This window comes from Microbispora sitophila (assembly GCF_014892245.1).
In the GTDB taxonomy this organism is placed as follows: Bacteria; Actinomycetota; Actinomycetes; order Streptosporangiales; family Streptosporangiaceae; genus Microbispora; species Microbispora siamensis.
In genome coordinates, this window is the sequence record NZ_JADBGC010000013.1 from 1 (window position 1) to 22459 (window position 22459).

Here is a 22459-nt window from a genome sequence, read left to right on the forward strand (position 1 = left end):
GAGTGAACTTCACCTCCTTCGGACCGGCCTTCACGATGGGCAACGCCTGGCAGTTCTTCATGGGCTACCGGTTCGCCATCTTCAACTACGCCACCCAATCGCTGGGCGGCGCGGTCACCGTCAGCCGATTCGACCTCACCACCCCCTGACAAGACGCGAAATTACTCCGCGACCCGGCGGTAGATGCACACCTGTACGCCGGTGCCGCCGGTGGTCGTGGAGACCAGTTCGAGCCTGTGCCGCAGGCCGTCGCCCGGGAAGATCGTCTTACCGCCGCCGAGGATGACCGGCATGACGATCAGCCGGAGCTCGTCGACCAGGCCCTCGTGCAGGAGGGTGCGCACGAGGCTCGGGCTCCCCATGACGACCAGATCGCCGTCGCCCGTGTCCCGCAGTTCGCGGATGCGGGCGACGGCCGCGTCGCCGGGGATTCGCGTGGTGTTCCAGGTCAGCTCGTCGTCACTCAGCGACTCCGACACCACGTACTTCGGCATCGCGTTCATCCGGTCGGCGAACGGGTCACCGGCCCGCGCGGGCCACGCGGCGGCCATGTTCTGCCAGGTGCGACGGCCGTAGAGCAGCCCCTCCGCCTTGCTCACCGCGTCGTCGAAGGCGCCGCCGACGATCTCCGGGTCGAAGAACGGGTGCGTCCAGCCGCCGTGCGCGAAGCCGCCGTCCCTGTCCTCCTCGGGACCGCCCGGCGCCTGCACGACGCCGTCCAGGCTCATGAACTCGATGACCGTGATACCCATGGCGCTTCTCCTTGGTGTCCGCCGGCGCCGTCGTCGGCTCCGTCGTGGTTCTCACGGTAGCTTCCGAAAAAATAAATTGTCAAGACAGTTGGATTGTTCGGAGTCGTCGTACGGCTGATGCCGTATCCCCCAGAGGCGGACGACTCCCCCCACGGCCGGGCGTACGGTGAGGCCCGAAATCGAGGATCATTCACGTCAGAATCGTGCTGGCCCGCCTGCTCGTCGCGGGCGGACGGCTCGTCCCGCGGAACACGCTCATCGAGGACGTCGGCGGCTCGCCTACCGGGAGGCGGCGTCCTGGTGGGAGGAGGCCGTCCGGGCCCACGGGGCCGCGGCCGGCGATCCCGGCAGGCACGTGGACCTGCTGCTGCGCCAGGTCGGCGCGCTGCTGGAGGCGGGCGACCTGATCGGGGCGCGGCGGATCAGGACCGAGGCCCTGCGCGTGGCGGACCGGGCCGCGGGCCGCCCGGAGCTGGCGGCCCGCGCGCTGACCGCGCTCGACGCCCCCGCCCTGTGGACGCTGCGCGACCCCTACGAGGCGGCCGGGCCGCGCCTGGCCCGCCGTTTCGAGACCGCGCTACGCGAGCTTCCCGGCGAGGACGTGCTGATGCGTGCCCGTCTGCTGGCCGGACCGTCTGTCGCCGCCCTGGCCCCGTCTGCAGCACACGCTGTGGCAGGCGAACCGGCTCGCCCTCGACGGCCGCTTCGACGACGCCGAGGCCGTGTACGGCGAGGCCGACCGTCAGGCCGAGCAGATCGGGATGTGTCACGCCAAGAGGATCGTCGCCACGGCGCGGCTCACGGTCGGCTACACCAGTGGCGCCATGGGGGCGGCAGGGCCGCTGATCGACATGGTCAGCGACATGCACCCGAGCTTCGTGCACTGCGCCCAGATCCTGCATCTGCTCGCGCGGGGGCGATACGAGGAGGCATACCGGCTCGTGGCCGGCGGGTGGCCGGTGCCGCCCTCCGACGCGTCCTGGGCGCCCATCAGGTGCATGCAGGCCGCGGCGATGGCGGCGGTCGGCGACGCCGACGCCTGCCGTGCCGCCCATGCCGACCTCCTCCCCTACAGCGGGCGATCGCGGTGGGGTACGGGATCGCCGGGCTGGGGCCGATCGACTGGCACCTGCACCTGCTCGCCGCCACCGTGAACGACCCCGGGATGGCCGCCCGGCACCTGCGGACAGTGGAACGGCTCGCGGAGCGCAACGGGTTGCACTGGTGGCGCGACCGGGCGAGGGCGGCGCTGCGCACGCTTCCTCCGCATACCCACAGCCGCCCGGTCCTGGCGGCCGGCTGACCTTACTTACCCGGGCAAATGCCCCAGAGCACGTGAGACGACCGTCTCGGCGGGCCGACCGAGCACCCGTTCGAGATCATCGGTCCGCTGTTCCAGCATGCCCCCGCGGATCTGCGCGTTGATCCAGCTCATCGGGCCCGGCCCGGCGTCGGGCACCTCACGGTAGGGCACGCCGAGCGCCTCGGCCACCTCGGGATAGCTCCACAGGGGTCCCGTGAAGTCGTACGCCCGGCCCAGATGTCCCTCACCGGTCAGCACGTTGGCCGCCGCCTCGGCGAGATCCGACCGGAACGCCGTGTTCAGCCCGCGCCCACCGGTGCTGCTGGTGATCTCACCCTCGACGACCCGCGGGACGAACGCGTCGCTGTAGAAGGGGTGCCGCAGGAACGTGTACGGCAGGCCGCTGCGGAGTATGGCCTGCTCGGTGGCGTGATAGGCCTCCGTCATGCCGGTCGCGCCGACGTCGGCCCCCAGGAAGCTGGTGAAGACGACCGCGCCGACGCCGGCCTCCTTGGCGGCGGTCACCGCGTTCAGGTGCTGCCCGATCTTGCGAACGGTGTCGAGCTCCGGAGAGGAGATCAGGAGGAGACGGGCGGCCCCGTCGAACGCCTCGCGCAGACTCGCCGGGTCGTCGTAGTCACCGCGGCGTGCCGGCACGCCCTCGGGCGCGCGGCCGGGGTCGCGCACCGCGGCCACCACCTCCGTACGGGTGCGTAGATGCTGGATGACGAGGCGGCCGAGCGCGCCGGAGGCGGCCGAGATCACGATCACGGGGCAAGTGAACTCCCTGCCATCGCGACCCTGCCACTGCTTTTCGGGCGGAAGCGGGCGCGGTAGTCGTTCCAGTCCCAGGTGGACAGGAAGGCCGCGGCGGCCGTCCGGCCGTTGCGGTAGAGGTCACGCTTCTGCCGCTCGTCGAGGTCGAAGTCGACCACCCCCACGCCCTCGGTGTCGACCTGGACGGTGCGGGCCCTGACCCAGGGCTGGTCGAGGTACGTCTGGTCGTGGCCGACGATCGCGGTCCCGACCAGGGACGTCAGCAGCCGCAGGGCGGGCAGGTGGGGAGCCCCGACGAGCGGCAGCCTGAGCGTGTCCTCCCGGAAGGCGGGGAGCAGCTTGACCCCGAACGTGGGCCAGCGCGGCTGCTTCCCGTCCTGCCGGTCGAACGTGTCGATGGGAAAGTTGGACAGCACGCCGCCGTCCACCAGGGTCGACACCAGTCCGGTGCCGCCATCGGCGATCGTGACGGGCTCGAAGAAGAAGGGGATCGACATCGAGGCGCGGACCGCGTCGGCCACCCGCTGCCTGCCCGGCTCCGCCACGCCGTAGACGCTCCGGTAGTCCCACGGCAGGCGCACCAGCCTGCCCAGGGTGACGTCCGTGGCCGTCACCACCAGGCTGTAGCGCTGGTCCTCGCCCATCCAGGGCGCCGGGTCGTCGAGCGCCAGGTCGTCGAACGTCTCGACACCCAGGTCGGCCAGCTCGTTCCCCAGCCACTCCCGCAGGTAGTCGCCCTCGAACACACCCCGTTCGAACAGCAGGGACAGCAGCGAGAACCCGGCGCCGACCAGCGGGACGCGCTCCACGGCGGACGCGTCCCTGAACCTGCGGTAGTCGACGCCGAACAGGAGCTCGCGCATGCGCTCCGGCGGCATCCCGGCCGCGGCCAGCGCTCCCACCACCGCCCCCGCGGAGGTCCCGGCGACCCGGGTGCCGACGGCCCGCCCGAACCGGTATCCGGCGGCGTGCAGTTCGTGCAGCGCGCCGACCAGGGCCACGCCCTTGACGCCGCCGCCCTCCAGCACCAGGTCGGCCCGCTTGTCCACCCCGGCCATCGGCACCAGCCCTTCTTCCGACCGTCCTCACCCGGATCTACCGCGCTCGGACGGACCGCACCCCGGCGCCGCGCCGGTGCGGGGTGAACCGTCACTCCTCCTTGTCCTGCGGATACCAGCGCAGCTCGATGACATTGCCGTCGGGGTCCTTCACGTAGACCGAGGTGGCGACGCCGCGCGCCCCGAACCGGGGGCCGGGTCCGTCGATGACGGTGAGGGCGCCGGAGTCGACGACCTCCTGCCAGTCCAGCGGCTCGACGACCAGGCAGAAGTGGTCGACGTTCGGCTCGCCGCGGGAGCCGCGCAGCAGGTCGATGATCGTGTGCTGCGACACCCGCACCGAGGGGAACGGCGCCTTGCCGGCCCGCCACTCGTCGACCCGCACCGGCTCCAGGCCGAGGACGTCGCAGTAGAACGCCAGCGACCGCTCGACGTCCTCCACGGTCAGCACCAGATGGTCGAAACCCTTGACCCGCATGTTCGTTGTGCTCATGGATCCAACGATGGTCGTTACGGCGGCCGGCACCAAGCCCCGATCACGCTACGATCGTTGACTCGCCTTCAACGATGGGGATCCGCATGCTCGAACGGCACGAGATCGAGACCTTCCTGACGCTGGCCGAGGAACTGCACTTCGGCCGTACGGCCGAGCGCCTGGGGGTCACGACCGGCCGGATCAGTCACGCGATCAAGAAGCTGGAGCGGCGCATCGGCGCGCCGCTGTTCGAGCGCACGAGCCGGGTCGTCCGCCTCACGCCGATCGGGCGGCGGCTCGCCGACGACCTGGCGCCCCTGGTGGCCCAGGTGGAGGCCGCCGTACGCCGGGCCGTCGAGGCGGGCCGCGGGGTCACCGGCCGGCTGCGAGTGGCCTTCCTCGGCGAGTGGACGGCGCCGGCGCTGCTGCGGGCCGTCGCCCTGTTCACCGAACGCCATCCGGAGTGCGAGGTCGAGGTCCAGGAGGTGCAGCTGTCCAACTCGCGGGCGAGCCTGCTCGACGGCTCGGTGGACGTCCTCATCGCCTCCTATCCCTTCGACGGCATGGCCTGCGGGCCGGTCCTGCTGAGGGAGTCGCGCGTGCTGGCCGTGCCGGCCGGGCATCCGCTGGCCCGCGAGGAGTCGGTGTCGCTGGATGTCCTCGGCGATCACCCCGTGGTGCAGTACCCCTCGGTCACCTCGGCCGAGTTCAAGCGCGACCGCACGCCCGGCCACACCCCGTCCGGCAGGCCCGTGCCCCGGGGACCGGTCGGCGGCACGTTCTCGGAGATGCTGTCGCTCGTCGCCATGGGCAAGGGGGTTCTGCCGGTGGGCGAGCACAGCCGCACGTACTACCCGCGCCCCGACGTCGCGTACGTGCCCATCCGGGACGCGCCGCCGATCGAACGCGGACCGGTGTGGCTGGAGACCAACACGACCGCCCGCGTACGCGAGTTCGTCCGGGCCGCGGCCGACGCGAACCCTCCGCGTGGCGCATCCGAAAAGGCGGTATCCGCCCTTTAGGATCAGCCGTAAAACCGTGGCCCCCTGCACGGCTCCCGGAGTTCACGCACGGTTCAGCCGGTCTCGCAAAGGTGCCTTTCGTAGCCGGAGCCGGCTTTCCGGCGGGACGCGAAAGGGCACCACATGAGCGAGGGGCACGTACACCCGCACCCCCATCCCCACCCCCACACGCATGACCACGACCACGGGCACTCCGACCCCGGCCCTGTGGTGGACATGACGGTCGCGGACGAGGAACTGTCGCCGGACCAGCTCTCCCGCCGCCAGATGTTCCGGCGGGCCGGGCTGCTCGGCGCCGGCCTCACCGCGGCGGGCGTGCTGGGCGCCCCCGGCCAGGCCGCCGCGGCGAGCACCGCGACCGGCCGCGGCGAGCGCGAGCCGAAGGACGGCTTCCTGTGGCTCGCGGGCGACCACCACATCCACACCCAGTACAGCTCCGACGGCATGTACCGGGTCATCGACCAGGTGCGGCACGCCAACGCGTACGGACTCGACTGGATGGTCATCACCGACCACGGGAGCACGACGCACGCCAAGATCGGCGTGGAGAAGGTCAACCCCGACATCGTCGCGGCCCGCGACGCGGTCAAGGACACCCTCGTCTTCCAGGGCCTGGAGTGGAACATCCCCGCCGCCGAGCACGGCACCGTGTTCGTCGCCCCGGGACGCGGCGAGGTCGCGACGCTGAAGGAGTTCGAGAACTCCTTCGACGGCTCGGTCAAGAACGCCACGGCGAGCACCCCGCAGAACGAGGCCCTCGCCATCGCGGGCCTCAACTTCCTGGCCGACGCCGTCAAGCGCCGCCGGATCCCCGACGCGCTGTTCCTGGCCAACCACCCCGCGCGCAAGGGCATCGACTCACCGCACGAGATCCGCGCCTGGCGCGACACCGCACCGGGGATCGCGGTCGGCATGGAGGGCGCGCCGGGCCACCAGGCCGCCGGCATCCCCAAGCCCAACGGCGCCGGCTCCGGCCGCGGCTACTACGACAACAGCCCGAGCGCCGACTCCTTCCCCGGCTACCCGGCGGAAAGCTACAGGACCTTCGGCGGCTTCGACTGGATGACCGCGACCGTCGGCGGCCTGTGGGACAGCCTGCTCGCCGAGGGCAAGCCCTGGTGGATCACCGCCAACTCCGACTCGCACACGATCTACGCCGACACGAGCGACCGCGGGCCGAACAGCGACTTCAACGCCAACGGCCGATACGAGGACCCGATCTACAACGGCCTCCACAACCTGTCCAACGGCGACTTCTGGCCCGGCTACTACAGCCGCACCCACGTCGGCGCGACCGGGTTCTCCTACGGCTCGGTCATGGACGGCATCCGTCAGGGCCGCATCTGGGTGGACCACGGCGGCCTGATCAGCGGCCTCGTCGTCCGCGCGCGGGCGCGCGGCAACAGCGGCGTCACGCTCGGCGACACCCTGTACGTCCGCCAGGGCGCCCAGGTCGAGGTGGCCATCCAGATCACGCTGGCGAACCGGCCCAACTGGGCGCAGTTCATCCCCACGCTCGCCCGCGTGGACGTCATCCAGGGCGACGTGACAGGCCCGGCCTCCGACAAGGACGTGTTCACCACCCCGAACACCAAGGTCGTCCAGTCGTACGAGGTCGGGAAGAACACCGGCACCGTCACCTTCACCTACCAGGTGGGGGCCGTCGACCACCCCGTCTACGTGCGACTGCGCGGCACCGACGGCAACCGCGTCGCCCCCGGCCTGCTCGGCGCGTCGGTGGACCCGCACGGCCCGGCCATGGACGTGCCCGGCGACGCGGACCCCTGGAAGGACCTGTGGTTCTACAGCAACCCGATCTGGATCGTGCCGCGCCGATGACCGCGCCGATGACCGCGCCGATGCTTGTCGGTTTCGACGACGGATCCCGTACGGTCGCGGGGGCCGAGCACCTCCTCCACCAGGTGGTGGAGGCGCTCGGCTCGCCGGCCGGGGTGATCGGCTGCACGCATTTCGTCCGCAGCGGCGGGCTGCCGCACGTCGCCTGCTCCCTGGCCCTGCCCGGCACGGCTCACCTCGACCCGGCCCGGCTCCCCGAGGGTGTCTTGACGGCGGAGGGCGCGGCGCTGGCGGCGGCGGAGCACGCGGCCCGCGACGGCGGGCGCGTGGTGCTGTTCCCCGGCCACGACGACCTGCCGGCGACGCTCACCGTCGGCGACCTGCTGGCCCGTACGGCGATCGACCGGGTCCTCGTGCTCGCCCAGCCGGAGCCTCCGGCCGACGACGTGGTCCTGGTGACCAACGACCACGTACGCCCGGTCTGGCGGGACGGGCTGATGACCCTGCTCGCCATGCCGGCGCCGGGCGGACGCATCGCCCCGGCCGAGGTGCCGAACCCCACCCCCTGTTGCGCCGACCACGTCTGCACATGACCGATTCGCTATAGGCCCTTCTGTACCAGGTTGCGGTTGCGGTAGAAGATCACTCGTACCATTTCTCCTCTTTTCGAGGTACACGTGAGAAAGATCCTGCGAGTGGCCGCGGCCCCGATGTTCGCCGCCGCCTTCGTCCTCGCCGCCCTGTCCGCCCCCGCGAACGCCGACACCGCCGCCGGCGCGACCGAGAGCGACGCCGAGATCGCCCAGGAGTGGCAGACCGCCTGGGACACCTACCACTTCACCGACACCACCCCGCCCGCGCCCGGCTCGGGCCGCAGCCGGGTCACGAACAGCATCTCCGTCGACATCGACGCGCCGATGCCGTCGACCTTCTACAAATACTCCGACTTCAACAACCACATCGGCAAGAACCCGTTCCTGAAGCGGGTCGTCACGCACAAGGAGTGGCAGACGCCCCCCGCGCTCTACCGCAACCTCACGGCGATCGAGGAGATCCCCTACGAGGGCACGATCGTGGTCAGCAAGACCCACGCACAGCAGCGCCTCCACGCGGACGGGTTCTACTACGAGACCGACAGCTGGTCGCAGCCCAACGTGGTCACGCACCAGAGGATCGACTTCACGCCGCTGCCCGGCGGGAAGACCCGCGTCACGGAGAACCTCACCTTCGAGGCGGACTCCTCGCTGATCGACTTCGTCGCCGCGAACGGCACCGCCTCGCACCAGCAGTTGCAGACGGCCCTCAAGCAGGCGATCGAGAGCGGCGAGCTCTGATCCTCGGGCATCACTGAAAACGGGCGTCTTCCGTGAGGGAGACGCCCGTCTCGTGTCAGTGCCCGATTCAGTGCCCGATGCCGCCGCCTCTGCTCTCCTCGGCCCGCAGGGTCTGGTTGATGGAGCAGTTCTTGATCCCGCCTCTGCAGTTGCCGCTGAGGGAATCGGTGAAGACGCTGACGCTCGACACCTGCTGGACGCCGGCGAAATCGACGGCGCTGTTGCCCGCGGGGGCGTTGACGTTGCGCCTGCCCGTGTTGAGCTGATAGGGCGGACTGCTGATCGTCGGGGCGTTGGCGGTGTTCACACCGGCAGTGCGCTGCGTGCCGCCGCCGTCGTCACCGAACCCGCCGCCGAGGCCACCTCCGAAACCGGCGAGACGGGCGTCGATGCGGGCTCCCCCGTGACCGTGGCCCTTGCCCTTCTTCCCCTTGCCCTTCTTGCCCTGACCCTTCTTACCCTGGCCGCCCTGGCCGCCGTGGCCATGCGGGCCATGCCCACCCTGGCCACCCTGACCGTGCGGGCCGTGGCCGACGGCCGGGGCCGGCGCCGCCAGTGCCCGCGGCGCCGCCGCGACGCTCGGCATCACGATGAGGAGCGCGGCGACGGCCAGACGCCGGGCGGACATCGCCACGACGCGGGATCTCCCTGCCCTGTTGTCGCCCATCCGATCCACACCTGCCTTTACTTTGGGACACAAGCGACGCATCCGGCTCATACCCCTCGCTTCGCCCCTCTTCTCCCGACGTGCGATGTGCTGTGCGGTTGCTGATCCCTTCTTTGCGCTACGCGGTTCCGCCCACGTGTGCGGCGTACGCGCCACTCAGGTTGTGGCGATGGCGGTGAGCACGTCGAGCCTGGCCGCGCGGCGGGCCGGCAGCAGCCCGGCCAGCAGGCCGGCGACGGCGGCCACGGCGACGACGAGCAGGAGCGGACCGACCGGCAGCGTGAGCGTGGCCTCGGTGGTGCGGCCCAGCGCGGTGACCGTGCCCGCGGCGAAGGCGACGCCCAGGCCGATCCCGGCGACGATCGCCAGCGCCGCGACGAGGACCGCCTCGCCACGGATCATCCAGCGCATCTGGGCACCGGTCATGCCGACCGCCCGCAGCAGCCCGAGCTCCCGGGTCCGCTCGATGATGGACAGGGCGAGCGTGTTGGTGATGCCCATCAGCGCGATCAGGACGGTGAGCATCAACAGCGCGGTCACCAGCCCGAGGACCTGGTCGATCATCGCGTTCCGCCCGGCGACGGCCGCCGCTTGGTCGCGCACCTGGGCGGTCGGGGCGTCGGCGAGGGCCCGTTCGATGGCCTTCCTGGCGTCCCCGTCGCGCACTCCGTCGGCGACCTTGACGAAGACGCTCGCGTCGACGTGCTCACGGTAGTTCCGCTCGAAGGTGTCCAGCGAGATGACGTAGCCGGTCGACAGCGCCTGGGCGTCCCGGTCGCGCAGCAGGCCGACCACCGGAAGGCGCCGGGTCCCGGTGCGGGAGAACGTCATCGCCAGGGTGTCGCCGACCTTGAGGTGCCGCTCCCTGGCGACGTTCGCGGCCAGGACGACCCCGCCGTCCGCGACGGCGTCCAGGCGTCCGGCGACCATGTGGAGCGAGGTGACGCGGGGCAGCGTGACCGGGTCGACCGCAGTGAGCGCCTCGGTCGACTGGCCGTCCTTCCAGTGGCCGTAGCGCAGCCGGGAGGCCACCGCGACCTGCGGCAGCTCGCTGACGTGGTGGTAGGCGTGCGCGGGCAGACCGCCCAGCATCTCGTTGCGGGCGCTCTCCACCACGTAGTCGGCGGTGATCACCTCCGTGTACGACCGCGCCGTCGAGTCCTTGATCGAGGTCCCCAGCACGGTCGTGAAGCTGATGAGCGCGAGGCCGAAGGCCAGGGCCAGCGCGGTCGCGGAGGTGCGCCGGGGCGCCCGCGCGGCGGATTCGCGCGCCAGCCGTCCGGGGACGCCGGCCGCGCCGAGCGGCCGCCCGAGCAGCCGGACCAGGCCGGGGGAGGCCGCCGGCCCGAGCAGGGCCAGCCCCACGACGGTGCTCACCGCCGCCTCCCCGAGCACGACGACCGACCCCGGCCCGGCCAGGACGATCGACAGCCCGGCCACGCCGAGCGCGGTGAGAACCGCCCCGGCGACGGTGCGGCCCCAGCCGGCCCGCCCGGAGACGCCGTCGGCCGACGCGCGCCGCATCGCCTCCACCGGCGCCACCGAGGCGGCGCGGCGGGCCGGACCGAGCGCCGACAGGACCGTGACGCCGACGCCGAGCGCGAACGCGACGACCAGGGTCCGGGGCGCGACGACGAGCCCGCCGCCGGGCAGCGTCATCCCGAAGGCGCCGGCGAGGTCACGCAGCCCCGCCGCGCAGGCGACACCGAGGCCCGCCCCCGCCGCGGAGGCGACAAGCCCCACCAGCAGGGCCTCACCGAGCACCGAGCGCATCACCTGGCCGCCGGTGGCCCCGGCCGCCCGCAGGACGGCCAGCTCCCGCGTGCGCTGGGTGACGACGATCGAGAAGGTGTTGGCGATGAGGAACGCGCCGACGAGCAGGGCCGCCGCCGCCAGGGCGAACAGCATCACCTGCAGGTAGGAGATCTGCGTCTTGGCCGCGGCCGCACTGGAGGCGGCGACGTCCCGGCTGGAGGAGACCTCGTATCCGGACCCGAGCGCGGCCGACAACGCGGTGCGCAGCCGCTGGGCGTCGGCGCCGTCCGCGGCGACGACGGCGATCTCCGAGGCGTTCCGGTCCAGCGCGAGCAGCCGCTGCGCGGCGGGCAGGGCGACCAGGGCGACCGTCGTGTTCGGCAGGCCCTCCGCCGGCCCGAACCCGGCCAGCCCCACGACGCGGAGCCGTTCCGTACGCTCGGCCCTTACCGTGACCTCGGCGCCGAGGCCGATGCGGTGCAGGCGGGCGGTCGCGGCGTCGACCACGACCTCGTCCCCGGCGACCGGGGCACGCCCGGCGCGCAGGGTGAACGCGCCGACCGGCGCGGGCTCCCAGGACAGCAGCAGCGACGGGCCCGCCGGGACGATGGTCTTCCCTGCGACGCCGAGCAGCCCCTGACCCCGTACGACGGGGGTGGCGGCGGCCATGCCCGGCACCGCGCGGACGCGGTCCACGACCTCGGGGGGCAGCGGGTCGCGCTCGACCTCCACGCCCATCGCCGAGTCGAACGCCGCGGCGTCGCGGACGGTCAGGTCCACCCCCGCGGTGGCCGTACGGAACTGGTCGTCGAGCAGCCGCTGGGAGGTGTCGGTGAGCACCAGGCTGCCGGTGACGAAGGTGACGCCGAGCAGGACGGCGAGCAGCGTCAGCGCCAGCCTGCCCCGGCGGGCGACGGTGTTGCGGATGATCAGGTGCCACATCGCGGTCACTTCTCCTCGTTGCGCGTGATGCCGGCCACGCGGCCGTCGGCGAAACGGACCACCTGGTCGGCGTACGCCGCGGCGTTGGCGTCGTGGGTGACCATCACGATGGTCTGACCCAGCTCGCGGGCGGCGTGGCGGAGGAAGCCGAGCAGCGCCTCCCCCGTCCGGGAGTCGAGGTTGCCGGTCGGCTCGTCGGCGAAGACGATGCGCGGCCGGGCGGCCAGCGCCCGGGCCACGGCGACCCGCTGCTGCTGGCCGCCGGACAGCTCGGCGGGACGGTGCCGCAGCCGGTCGGCCAGCCCGAGCATCGCGACGATCTCGTCGATCCACGCCTGGTCGGCCCGCCGCCCGGCGAGGGTCAGCGGCAGCGCGATGTTCTCGGCGGCGGTCAGCGTGGGGAGCAGGTTGAAGCTCTGGAAGACGAAGCCCACGTGCTCGCGGCGCAGCAGCGTGCGCTGCCGCTCGCCGAGCCGGCGGAGGTCGGTGTCGCCGATGAACACCTGCCCCTCGTCCACCGTGTCGAGCCCGGCCAGGGCGTGCATCAGGGTGGACTTGCCGGACCCCGAGGGTCCCATCACGGCGGTGAACCGCCCGGCGGGGATCGACAGGGTGGCGCCGTCGAGGGCCCGGACGGCGGTGTCGCCGCGGCCGTAGATCTTCACGACGTCGCGGGCGAGCGCGGCGACGTCGGTACGCGGGGGTGTTTCAGTCAGGGTCATGGGGCGAGCATCACGGCCACGGCTGTCGGCAGGCTGGTCGCGGTCTTGCCGGCCCTCGGGCGGTGCCGGACAGCGGACGGACAGCGGGCCGCCAGAGCGGGGCGGCACGCTGGACGGCATGGCAGACCAGAGCCGTCAGGAGACCGCCGAGTGGCTGACCGTGTGCGTGCCGGCCCTGCTGTGCCGCAGATGCGTGCGCCTGCTGAGCAGGCACGTGCGCGACGTTCCCGGTGTCACCGCGTTCGAGGTCGACGCCGCCCGGGGTCTGCTGCGCGTACGCGGCGGGGTCGACGCGGCGAAGCTGGACTCCGGATTGCGGGCGGCGCTGGCGGCGGCGGGGTTCTCGGGCGACCGGTGCGAGCACCGGCGCGGCGAGCCGCTCAGCCCGTGAGCGCGGCGGCCGTCTTCCGGGCGTGCGCGGCCTCGTCCGGCAGTCCCGCCTCCTCGGCGCAGCCGGCCAGGAACGACCACAGGCGGGCCCTGGCCCAGGGGAACTCGCCCTCCTTCAGCAGCGCCAGCGCGTCGCGGCACTCGCGGACGGCGGAGCCGGCGTCCCCGCGTACACGAGCCATGCGGGCCCGCCCCCAGGCCGCCCACGCCTGGCAGCGGGGGTTACGCGCCCGCCGTGCGACGTCGTCCGCCTCGGCGAGCAGCGCCGTGACGTCGTCGCCCTCGCCCACGTCCAGCCGCGTATGGGCCGTGTGCACGAGGGCGAAGGTCAGCCCATGAAGCGAGTTGCGGCCGCGCACCTCGTCCACGGACTCCCGCAGGACGGCCAGGGCCTCCTCCCGCCGCCCGGACTCCCGCAGGGCGATGCCGAGATGCGCGAGGATCGCGCTGCCGATGATGCGGTCGCCGACGGCCCTGGCCAGGTCGAGGGCACGCCGCCACCGGACGACCGCGTCCTCGAAGTCGCCCACGCGCAGGGCCAGCAGCGCCTCCAGATACTCCGTCATGCCCAGCCACCAGCCGTCGTCGGAGTCGCCGAGCTCACGCCTGCTCCGCTCGATCAGGGCGCGGTAGTGCCCGGGGTCCCCGCCGTACTGGCCGGCCCAGGCCATCACGAGCCGGGAGATCGCGGCGTTGCGTACGTCGCCGATCTCCTCGAAGACCGCGAGGCTCTCCTCGGTGGCGGCGACCGAGCGCGGGGTCGGATAGTAGACGTGCAGGAGCCCGATGCCCTGCAGCGCGCGGGCCCGTGCGGCGGCGGACCCGCCGCCGGTCTCCAGCAGCGCGGTCAGCGCCCGGGTGCCCTCGTAGCGCACGCCGTAGTTCCAGAACATCACGAGCGCGCAGGCCAGCCGGAAGCCGTTCTCGACGTCGCCGCTCTCGAGGGCGTGGTCGACGGCGGCGCGGAAGTTGTCGTGCTCGTCGTAGAGCCGGGTGAAGACGGCAAGATCGCGGACGCGCATGCCGTGCTCCTCGGCGAGGCGCACGCAGTAGGCGAGATGGCGATCGCGGCACTCGGCGATCTCCCCGGCCTCCTCCAGCCGGGCCCACGCGTAGTCGCGTACGGTGACGAGCAGCCGGAACCGTCCGGTGGCCGGTTCCGGCACCACGAGCGACCGGTCGACCAGCCGGAACAGCAGATCGAGCACCTCTCCCCCGCTGACGCCGCCGAAGGCGCACACCTGCTCCGCGGCGGCCGGGGTCCAGCCGCCGCGGAACACCGCGAGGCGGCGCAGCAGCCGCCGCTCGGCCTCCGACAGCAGGTCGTGGCTCCAGTCGAGGGTGGCGCGCAGCGTGCGGTGACGTGCCTCACCGGTGCGCGGCCCCGCCGTCAGCAGCGAGAACCGGTCCGCCAGCCGGGCCTCGATGTCGGCCGGAGACAGCGCCTTCACCCGCGCGGCGGCCAGCTCGATGGCGAGCGGCATGCCGTCGAGCCGGCGGCAGATGGACGCCACCACGGGAGCGGTCTCCTCGTCGAGCGTGAACGAGGGCCGTACGGCACGGGCCCGCTCCGCGAAGAGCCGCACGGCGGGCCCGTCGTTCTGGGTGACGCTCAGCGGACCGACCGCGACCTGCACCTCACCGGGGATCGCGAGCGCCTCCCTGCTCGTGGCCAGCACGCGCAGCCGCGGGCAGGCCACGGCCAGCCGTTCCACGAGGGCGGCCACGTCGTCCACCAGATGCTCGCAGTTGTCGACCACGAGCAGCGTGCGGCCGTCACGCAGGTGCTCCTCGACCGCGTCGGCCGCCGTGTCGGCCGACGCAGTGCCCTGCGGCGGCACGCCCAGCTCGGCGGCGAACGCGTCGGCGACGTCCGTCCCGGGCTCAAGTGCGGCCAGGCGGACCAGCAGCACGCGGTCGGCCAGTGTCTCGTCCGGCGTCTCGTTCACCCTGCGGGCGATCTCGAGCGCGAGCGTCGTCTTGCCCATGCCGCCCGGGCCCGTCAGCGTCACCACCCGCGCCTCCGCGAGCCGCTCCAGCGCCACCGTCACGTCCTCCTGGCGGCCGATCACCGACGTCAGTCGGCGTGGCAATCGGTCGCTGCGCACCTCGCGTGGAGGGGACGGGACCTGCTGGCGGAGGATGGCCTCGGCGAGCGCCTGGAGCTCCGGCGAGGGGTCGATGCCGAGCTCGTCGGCGAGACCGCGGCGCAGCGCCTGGTAGGCGGCGAGCGCCTCCGCCTGCCGCCCGCCGCGATACAGCGCGAGCATCAGCAGACGGTGCAGCCGCTCCCGCAGCGGGTGGCGCGCCACCAGGCGTTCGATGTCGGCGACCGCCTCGTTGTGCCCGCCGGACTCCAGCAGGAGCTCGAACCGGTCCTCGACCGCGCCCAGCCGCAGCTCCTCCAGCCGGGCGCTCTCCGTCGTCGCCCACGTCGTCTGGCCGACGTCGGCCAGCGCGGGCCCCCGCCACAGCCGCAGTGCCTCGTCCAGGCAGCCCAGGGCGGCGGTGACGTTCCCTGCGGATGTCTCCTCCCGCGCGCGTGCGAGCAGCCGCTCGAACACGTGCGCGTCGACGGCGTCCGGGGGCACGGCCAGCCGATATCCCGGGGCCTGCGTGACCAGGACGTCCGCGCCGAGCCCTGCGGCGGCGAGGGCGCGGCGCAGCTTGGACACCCGGATCTGCAGGGCGTTCGCCGCGTCGGCCGGCAGGTCGTCGCCCTCGTCGCCCCACAGGGCGTCCGTCAGGCCGTCCACCGGCACCACGCGCCCGCATGACAGGGCCAGCCGGGCCAGCAGGGCCCGCACGGACGGCGGCAGCGCCGTCGCGGAGCCGCCGGGTCCCCGCACCTCGGCGGGCCCGAGAACCGCGAACGTCACGGCCGTGTTCGGCATGTCACTCCTCGTCACCCAGGCTCCGCCGGGACTGCCCAATATTAAGGGGCGATGAGCGTTTTGCCGGGATCGTCGGCGGTGGTGATGAGCCGGTCGGCCAGGTGCGCGCGTCGCGCCTCACCCACCCCGGCACGGACGAGCCGCGGGTGCGCTGCCAGGGCAAACCGAGGAAGTACAACCCCGGTCGATTCGTGACGCCCTCGCGGTGCACCGGCACCTCCTGCTCGTCGAGCACCGGCACGTGCAGCCAGGGGTAGTGCGGGCGGAAACCGGTCGCCCACACGACGCCGTCGGGGCGCACGCGACGGCCGTCCGCGAGGACGACGTGGTGTCGTGGTTCATCCGGCGGCCTCGTAGCCGGCCTCGGCGATGGCCTCACGCACGGCGGCCGGGTCGGCCGAACCGGTGACCACCACGGTCTTGGCGGTGAAGTCGACGGCCACCGAGCCGACGCCGGGCACCTCGCCGACGGACTCGGCGATCGCCTTGACGCAGTGGCCGCAGCTGATGGCGGGCACGGACAGCACGAGCTGGTTCATCCTGACTCCTTCAACATCCGGCGAAGCGCTGTGCAAGCACCATGCCGGGCGCCGCTGTCCGGCCCCTGTCGGCGGGTTTCGCCAGGCGGACAGGGGGTGGGCAGCGTCGGGAAAGCGCCGCGCGCGACCGTCGCCTCGAAGCTCTTCGATCAGGAGGTGGAGCGATGACGGTCGTGACGACCATGTGCACGCTGGACATCGGCGGCATGACCTGCGCGTCCTGCGTACGCAGGGTGGAGAAGGCCCTCACCCGGGTGGACGGCGTGGCGGCGGCCCAGGTGAACCTCGCCACCGAGGTCGCCACCGTCACCTACGACCCCGCCCGCGTCACCGTCGCGACGCTCGCCGAGTCGGTCGTACGGGCCGGGTACACCGCGGGGATTCCCGCGCCGGAGCCCCAGCCTGAGCCTGTGCCTCAGCCGGAGCCGGACCGGGAGGTCGCCCGGCTGAAGCGCACCTGGCAGGTCACCCTCGCGGCCGGGCTGTCGATGATGGTGCTGATGTACCTGCCGCTGCCCGTCGACGCGATGGATTGGCTGATGCCGCTGCTGCTGGTCGTCGCGACGGTCGCGCAGTTCTGGGCGGGCCGTCCCTTCTACCGCGCCGCCTGGGCCGCGGCCCGGCACGGCGCGGTCGACATGCACACACTCGTCGCCATGGGCACGACGGTGGCGTACGGCTACAGCGCGTTCGTCACGCTGTGGCCGGCCGCGGCGGAGCGGCTGGGACTGCCGCTGCACGTGTACTTCGAGATCTCCGTCGTCGTCATCGCGCTCGTCCTCATGGGGCGGTGGATGGAGGCGAGGGCCAAGAAGCGGACCACCTCCGCCATCAGGAAACTGCTCGGGCTGCGGCCGAAGACGGCCCGCGTCCTGCGCGGGGACACCGAGGCCGAGGTTCCGGTCGAGGACGTCGCCGTCGGCGACCTCGTCCGGGTGCGCCCGGGCGAGAAGATCCCCGTCGACGGCGTCGTGACCTCCGGCGTCTCCACCGTGGACGAGAGCATGATCACCGGTGAGAGCATGCCGGTGCGCAGGGGCGAGGGCGACCCGCTGATCGGTTCCACGATCAACCGGACCGGCTCGGTGGTGATGCGGGCCACCGCCGTCGGGCAGGACACGACGCTGGCGCAGATCGTCCGGCTGGTCGAGCGGGCGCAGGGGTCGAAGGCGCCCCTGCAGCGCCTGGCCGACCTGGTGTCCGGGTGGTTCGTGCCCGCCGTCATCGGCATCGCGGCGCTCACGTTCGTCGTCTGGGCGGTCTTCGGCCCCGACCAGGGACGGCTCACGCTGGGCATCGGCACCGCCATCGCAGTACTGATCATCGCCTGCCCCTGCGCGCTCGGCCTGGCCACCCCCACGGCGATCATGGTGGGCACCGGGAAGGCCGCCGAGCTGGGCATCCTGATCTCCGGCGGCGACGCGCTCGAACAGGCCCGCCGCCTCACCACGGTCGTCCTGGACAAGACCGGCACGATCACCCGGGGCCGTCCGGATGTGGCCCGCCTCGTCACCGTCGCGGGCGGGGACGCCGACGAGCTTCTCGCGTACGCCGCCGGGGCCGAGAGGGGCTCGGAGCACCCCCTCGGCGACGCGATCGTCACGCACGCCTGGAACCGCGGGCTCCGCCTGCCCGAAGTGGAGCGGTTCGACGCCGTGCCCGGCCACGGTGTGGAGGCCCAGGTGGGCGGCAGGGCCGTGCTCATCGGAAACGCCGCGCTCATGCGCCGCCATGACGTGAGCGTCGGCGAGCTGCAGCAGGTGGCCGCCGAGGCCGCGGCCGAGGGAGCGACCCCCGTGTACGTCGCCCTCGACGGCCGCCTCGCCGGACTGATCGGCGTGGCCGACACGATCCGGCCCGAGTCGCACGAGGCCGTCGAGCGGCTGCGCGCGCTCGGGCTGGAGGTGTGGATGCTGACCGGCGACAACAAGGCCACCGCCGACGTCGTCGCCCGGCAGGTCGGCATCGACCACGTCATCGCCGACGTACGGCCCGAGGACAAGGCGGCCCGCGTGGCCGCCCTGCGCGAGAACGGCGCGGTCGTCGCCATGGTCGGCGACGGGATCAACGACGCCCCGGCACTGGCGACGGCCGACCTCGGCATCGCCATCGGCACCGGGACCGACGTCGCCATCGCGGCCTCCGACATCACCCTCGTGGGCGGCGACCTGCGCGGCATCGTCTCGGCCATCGACCTGTCCAGGCGTACCGTGAGGACGATCAAGCAGGGACTCGCCTGGGCGTTCGCGTACAACGTGCTGCTGATCCCGGTCGCCGCCGGTGTGCTCTACCCCTTCAAGGGCGTGCTCCTCGATCCCTCCCTCGCCGCCGCGGCGATGGCGATGAGCTCGGTCAGCGTCGTCACCAACGCACTGCGCCTGCGCCGGTTCCGGCCCGGCTCCGGAGTGTCCCGGCTCGCCGACTGGGGTTATCTCACGGGCATCGCCTGCCTCGCCGTGGCCGTGGGCGCCGGGTTCACCGCGCTCAGCCGTACGGAGGCGGCCCAGCGCGGGATGAACGGCGTGCTCGCCTGGGTGGAGAACACCGGCATGCCGATGCGCCCGGCCATGAGCGTGATGATGACCGCCGAGACCGAGCCCGTGCCCGCCGAGGACGCCGGCGTCCGGATGGACATCCAGGTCCCCCATGACGTCACCCCGGGAGTCCCCGCCACCGTAGGCATCCGCCTGACCGACCCCTCGACCGGCCGTCCCGTCGACGACGTCGTACGCAGCCACGAGGCGTGGATGCACTTCATCGCCACCCGGGCGGATCTGGGCACCTTCGCCCACGTCCACCCTCAGCCCACGGGCCGGCCCGGCGAGTTCTCCGTCCGGCTGATCTTCCCCACCGCCGGCCGCTACCTCGTCAACGCCGAGTTCCGGCGGCGCGGGGAGATGACCGACGTCCTCGACCATCAGGAGTTCACGGTCGGTCGCCCGGACAATTTCACCAGCTCCGAAGAGGCGTCGCCGTCTCCCCGAGAGCAGGTCGTCGGCGGCCTCCGGGTCACCCTCACGGGTGAGGCCGAGGCAGGCGGCAGGAGCGACCTCACCTTCCGCTTCGCCGACGCGGCGACCGGCAGGCCCGTCACCGGCCTGCGCCCCTACCTGGCCGCCGCCGGGCACGTCGTGATCATGCCGCTCGACGGCAAGGGGTTCGCCCACGAGCACGCGAAGGCCGAGGACGACGAGGGCCGCCCCGTCTTCGCCCTGCCGGGCCAGACCTTCGGGCCCGAACTCGGCCTGCACGCCCGGTTCCCCCGCCCTGGCCTGTACCGCCTGTGGGCCCAGTTCCGCGACGCCCAGGGCCGGGTCCTCACCGCGACGTTCACCCTGGAGGCCCGTTAGGAACGTGCACGAAACATGCACGGATCGGTTCGCAGGCTCTGCACATCCGCACGGCACCATGCTCGGATGTGCAGAGCCTGCATGTACGCCGACTGCTCCTGGTCATCCCCCTGGTCATCATGGTGGGCCCGCTGACGGCCGGGTCCACCGCCACCTTGCCACCCAGAAGGTCCGTCACCGCGATCGCGATGCTGGTCGGCGACTATCTGGCCACGCACCCCACCGTGAAGCGCGTACTGCGCTCCAGTGAGGTCAGCGTCACGCTCATCTCGTGCGGTGCCGGGACCGGCTCGCCGACCGACCTGTCGGCGGACTTGGGAGACGGCTTCAGCGGCCGTCTCATCAGGACGCGGGACGCCACCTACTTCCAGATGCCGATCGGTTCCGAGGTCGCTCCCGGGAAGTCCTTCGACAAGGTCACCGACTACTACGAGCCGTACAACCTGCTCGGCATCGGGACACTCGCGATGATGGGCACCAACCTGATCAACAGCCATCGCGCCCACGCGCTCCTGATCAAGACGGGCCGCCTCACGGCTGCGACCATCGAGAGCGGCACCGGCCACCACACCATTCACTACACCGTCCACATCGACGTGCGCCGAGCTGTCGAACGCCTGAATCTTCCGGCTTACATCGGCTACACCAACCCGATGCCGCTCGACCGGCGGACCGAGGAGGAGTACGCCAAGGTGCGGGCAGGCGACCCGGCCGCACAGGCACGGCTCCGTGCCCGCATCGCCGGCGATCTCGGCCCCTCCGCCGACTACGAGCTGTGGGTGGACCTGAGCGGGCGTCCGGTCCGTTACGTCCTGTCGGCCAAGACACGGACCGAGATGAGCTTCTCGGACTGGGAAACCTGCGTGGTCAAAGCACCCCCGTCGGAGCGTGTCCGGGAGCTGAAGGGTTGACCCCGGACTCCCGGTGCCGCCCCGCCCCGGCCTTCACCGTGATCGCGCGGCCACTCCCGCACGGCACGACAGCACTGCTAGTCGCCACGAGCGCCACCGCCACCCGGCCTGCCCGCTAGATCCGCAGTCGCCTGTTGCGGGCTGGGTGGTAGGTGAAGGTCCAGCGGTCGGTGCCGAGTTTGTGGCGGGTGTAGCGGTCGGGGTGGCGGTAGCGGTCGCGGTTGTGGAACTGGCAGGCCGGTCCGAGGAGTTTCAGGTCGGTCAGGCCGCCGGTGCTCCAGTTGTCGGCGTGGTCGATCTGGCACATGGTGGCCGGGAGTGGGCAGCCGTCGATCCAGCAGGTGGCGTAGCGGGCGAAGACGGCCCGGCGTTGGGCGGGGGTGGCCAGGCGGACCTTGCGGCCCATGTCGAGCACCTGCCCCTCGGCGTCCATCACCAGGCGCACCAGGGTGGAGGTGCGGGCAAGGCGATGCACGCTGGAGACCGGCAGCATCTGCCCGGTCGCCAGCAACAACCCCGGCGCCGTCCCCAGTAGCCCACAGCGCATGTTGCCGTGGTCCTCGTGCGTGGTCTGCGCATGTCGGCAGTCCCCCGCAGGCCGATGCCCGGCGTGGGTGTGATGTCCAGGTGCGTCCTCGGGAGGAGGATCGGGCGACTGCCGCTCATCCGACTGTGGCTCGCTTGGCTGTGACTCCCCCGGCTGTGAACCCTTCGGCTGTGGCTCCCTCGGCTGTGAACCCTTCGGCTGTGGCTCCCTCGGCTGCGCGCCGGTTGGCTGTGGGCACGCGGCAGGAGGCGGGTCACCACGTTCACCGAGCCACGCAGGGCCGACGAGACGCCCAGCCGCGTCATCAGGGTCCGCAACGCCAGGGTCCGCAGCGCCGGGATCGATGACATCCATCCGCTCGGTGACGCTGGGGTCGGTGTCTTCGATGTCGCAGGCGGCGGTGCCGCCCACGTCACCGGGGCTTTCCATCTCGCCGTGGCCGCCGGTGTTGTCGGCCTCGCTGGAGTCGGCGGCGCTTCCGGTGTCGCTCGGGGTGCAGCCGCTGGTGTTGTCGGCCTCGCTAGGGTCGGCGGCTTCGGCGTGGCCGGGGTGCTCGGGTTCGGGGTAGTCGGTGGGGAGGGATTCGGCGTTGACCAGGACCAGGAGTTCGGTGGCGATCTCCTGCTCCAGCAGCGCGATGAACGCATCGGCGTTGCGGACCCGCAGCGGGCGGTCATCGCCCTCCGCCCGCGGTTTGGCGTAGGCGTCCAGCAAAGCCCGCAACCGGGCGGCGGCCTCACGCGGCAGATAAAACTCCCCCTCCAAACCCCCACCCCGGGTGGGGCGGACCCGCAGGAACCGCCGCGCGTAATCGCCCTGCTCATCACGCTCCTCCCCATCAGGGTCGAGCACCGCCCGCAAGTAGCGGCCCGCTTTGGCCACCTCCGCCGGACCCGCCTTACCCGCCAGCTCCAGCAAAATCGACTCAGCCAACCCCGCCTGCTCATCATTCAACGGCGCGGTGGCCGTGCAGATCGCCTCCACCACCCCCGCCGCCAAGCTTCCCTCGGCGAACGCCGCACGCACCCGCGGCAGACGGGCCAACTCCACCGCCAAAGTCAGCAACCGGCCCGCACCCGCCACACCCATCCCCCCGGCGGTAGGTACGCAGCCAACTCCGGGTCGAGGCATGCCCATGCCGCTTGGCCTGCCCCACACCATGCACCCGCCCCACCCGCTCAGCAAGAGCACACGTGATCCGATCCCGCGCGACCATCAACTCCT

19 protein-coding genes are annotated in these 22459 nt (G+C 72.3%); 9 read left to right on the forward strand and 10 right to left on the reverse strand.

Features of this window, described 5'->3' with window-relative positions; translation table 11 throughout:
* Positions 1-161: 161 nt before the first annotated feature.
* Complete coding sequence (locus IL992_RS23540) at positions 162-752, reverse strand: dihydrofolate reductase family protein (RefSeq protein ID WP_193205556.1); 591 nt, start codon at positions 750-752, stop codon at positions 162-164.
* Between the two features lie 611 nt (positions 753-1363).
* On the opposite strand from IL992_RS23540, the gene IL992_RS23545 reads away from it, so the two are divergent.
* Both IL992_RS23545 and IL992_RS23550 read left to right on the forward strand, forming a co-directional pair.
* Complete coding sequence (locus IL992_RS23545) at positions 1364-1906, forward strand: hypothetical protein (RefSeq protein WP_193205557.1); 543 nt, start codon at positions 1364-1366, stop codon at positions 1904-1906.
* A complete protein-coding gene (locus IL992_RS23550; protein ID WP_193205558.1) occupies positions 1840-2055 on the forward strand; it encodes a hypothetical protein in 216 nt (71 codons plus the stop codon). Before IL992_RS23545 ends, IL992_RS23550 begins: the two co-directional genes overlap by 67 nt.
* Positions 2056-2061: 6 nt before the next feature.
* Here IL992_RS23550 and IL992_RS23555 read toward each other — a convergent pair whose 3' ends face one another.
* From IL992_RS23555 to IL992_RS23565, 3 genes are all read right to left on the reverse strand, one after another.
* The gene (locus IL992_RS23555) at positions 2062-2826 is read right to left on the reverse strand and encodes an NAD(P)H-binding protein (protein WP_193205559.1); all 765 of its coding nucleotides are present in this window, start codon (positions 2824-2826) and stop codon (positions 2062-2064) included.
* The gene (locus IL992_RS23560) at positions 2823-3890 is read right to left on the reverse strand and encodes a patatin-like phospholipase family protein (protein ID WP_193205788.1); all 1068 of its coding nucleotides are present in this window, start codon (positions 3888-3890) and stop codon (positions 2823-2825) included. Before IL992_RS23560 ends, IL992_RS23555 begins: the two co-directional genes overlap by 4 nt.
* Positions 3891-3981: 91 nt before the next feature.
* Positions 3982-4383, reverse strand: coding sequence for a VOC family protein (locus tag IL992_RS23565; RefSeq protein ID WP_226873666.1), 402 nt, complete (start codon positions 4381-4383; stop codon positions 3982-3984).
* A 74-nt stretch (positions 4384-4457) separates the two neighbouring features.
* Here IL992_RS23565 and IL992_RS23570 point away from each other — a divergent pair, with 74 nt between their 5' ends.
* The 4 genes from IL992_RS23570 to IL992_RS23585 all read left to right on the forward strand — a co-directional run bounded on the left by IL992_RS23570 (position 4458) and on the right by IL992_RS23585 (position 8518).
* On the forward strand, positions 4458-5387 hold the full coding sequence (locus IL992_RS23570; protein ID WP_226873667.1) for a LysR family transcriptional regulator: 930 nt from the start codon (positions 4458-4460) through the stop codon (positions 5385-5387).
* Positions 5388-5510: 123 nt separating this feature from the next.
* Positions 5511-7226 (forward strand): PHP domain-containing protein, encoded by a 1716-nt coding sequence (locus IL992_RS23575; RefSeq protein ID WP_193205560.1) that lies wholly within the window; start codon positions 5511-5513, stop codon positions 7224-7226.
* On the forward strand, positions 7223-7777 hold the full coding sequence (locus tag IL992_RS23580) for a hypothetical protein (protein ID WP_193205561.1): 555 nt from the start codon (positions 7223-7225) through the stop codon (positions 7775-7777). Before IL992_RS23575 ends, IL992_RS23580 begins: the two co-directional genes overlap by 4 nt.
* Positions 7778-7861: 84 nt before the next feature.
* Positions 7862-8518, forward strand: coding sequence for a hypothetical protein (locus tag IL992_RS23585; RefSeq protein WP_193205562.1), 657 nt, complete (start codon positions 7862-7864; stop codon positions 8516-8518).
* Positions 8519-8585: 67 nt separating this feature from the next.
* On the opposite strand, the gene IL992_RS23590 is transcribed toward IL992_RS23585, so the two are convergent.
* From IL992_RS23590 to IL992_RS23600, 3 genes are all read right to left on the reverse strand, one after another.
* Entirely contained in the window at positions 8586-9185 is a 600-nt protein-coding gene (locus IL992_RS23590) for a hypothetical protein (RefSeq protein ID WP_193205563.1), read from the reverse strand.
* Between the two features lie 156 nt (positions 9186-9341).
* A complete protein-coding gene (locus tag IL992_RS23595) occupies positions 9342-11882 on the reverse strand; it encodes an ABC transporter permease (protein ID WP_226873696.1) in 2541 nt (846 codons plus the stop codon).
* A 5-nt stretch (positions 11883-11887) separates the two neighbouring features.
* Positions 11888-12604: an ABC transporter ATP-binding protein gene (locus tag IL992_RS23600; protein ID WP_193205565.1), complete on the reverse strand. Its 717-nt coding sequence runs from the start codon at positions 12602-12604 to the stop codon at positions 11888-11890.
* A gap of 118 nt (positions 12605-12722) precedes the next feature.
* On the opposite strand from IL992_RS23600, the gene IL992_RS23605 reads away from it, so the two are divergent.
* Positions 12723-12995, forward strand: coding sequence for a cation transporter (locus IL992_RS23605; protein WP_193205566.1), 273 nt, complete (start codon positions 12723-12725; stop codon positions 12993-12995).
* On the opposite strand, the gene IL992_RS23610 is transcribed toward IL992_RS23605, so the two are convergent.
* Together IL992_RS23610 and IL992_RS23615 are read right to left on the reverse strand one after the other, a co-directional pair.
* The gene (locus IL992_RS23610; protein ID WP_193205567.1) at positions 12985-15888 is read right to left on the reverse strand and encodes an ATP-binding protein; all 2904 of its coding nucleotides are present in this window, start codon (positions 15886-15888) and stop codon (positions 12985-12987) included. The genes IL992_RS23605 and IL992_RS23610 overlap by 11 nt on opposite strands.
* A 338-nt stretch (positions 15889-16226) precedes the next feature.
* The gene (locus IL992_RS23615) at positions 16227-16427 is read right to left on the reverse strand and encodes a heavy-metal-associated domain-containing protein (protein WP_193205568.1); all 201 of its coding nucleotides are present in this window, start codon (positions 16425-16427) and stop codon (positions 16227-16229) included.
* Positions 16428-16591: 164 nt separating this feature from the next.
* On the opposite strand from IL992_RS23615, the gene IL992_RS23620 reads away from it, so the two are divergent.
* Both IL992_RS23620 and IL992_RS23625 read left to right on the forward strand, forming a co-directional pair.
* Entirely contained in the window at positions 16592-19777 is a 3186-nt protein-coding gene (locus IL992_RS23620) for a heavy metal translocating P-type ATPase (protein WP_193205569.1), read from the forward strand.
* Positions 19778-19845: 68 nt separating this feature from the next.
* The gene (locus tag IL992_RS23625) at positions 19846-20688 is read left to right on the forward strand and encodes a hypothetical protein (RefSeq protein ID WP_193205570.1); all 843 of its coding nucleotides are present in this window, start codon (positions 19846-19848) and stop codon (positions 20686-20688) included.
* A gap of 115 nt (positions 20689-20803) precedes the next feature.
* Here IL992_RS23625 and IL992_RS23630 read toward each other — a convergent pair whose 3' ends face one another.
* Positions 20804-22324 carry an HNH endonuclease signature motif containing protein gene (locus IL992_RS23630; protein ID WP_193205571.1) on the reverse strand — a complete coding sequence of 507 codons (1521 nt, stop codon included), beginning with the start codon at positions 22322-22324 and terminating at the stop codon, positions 20804-20806.
* Positions 22325-22459: the final 135 nt, after the last annotated feature.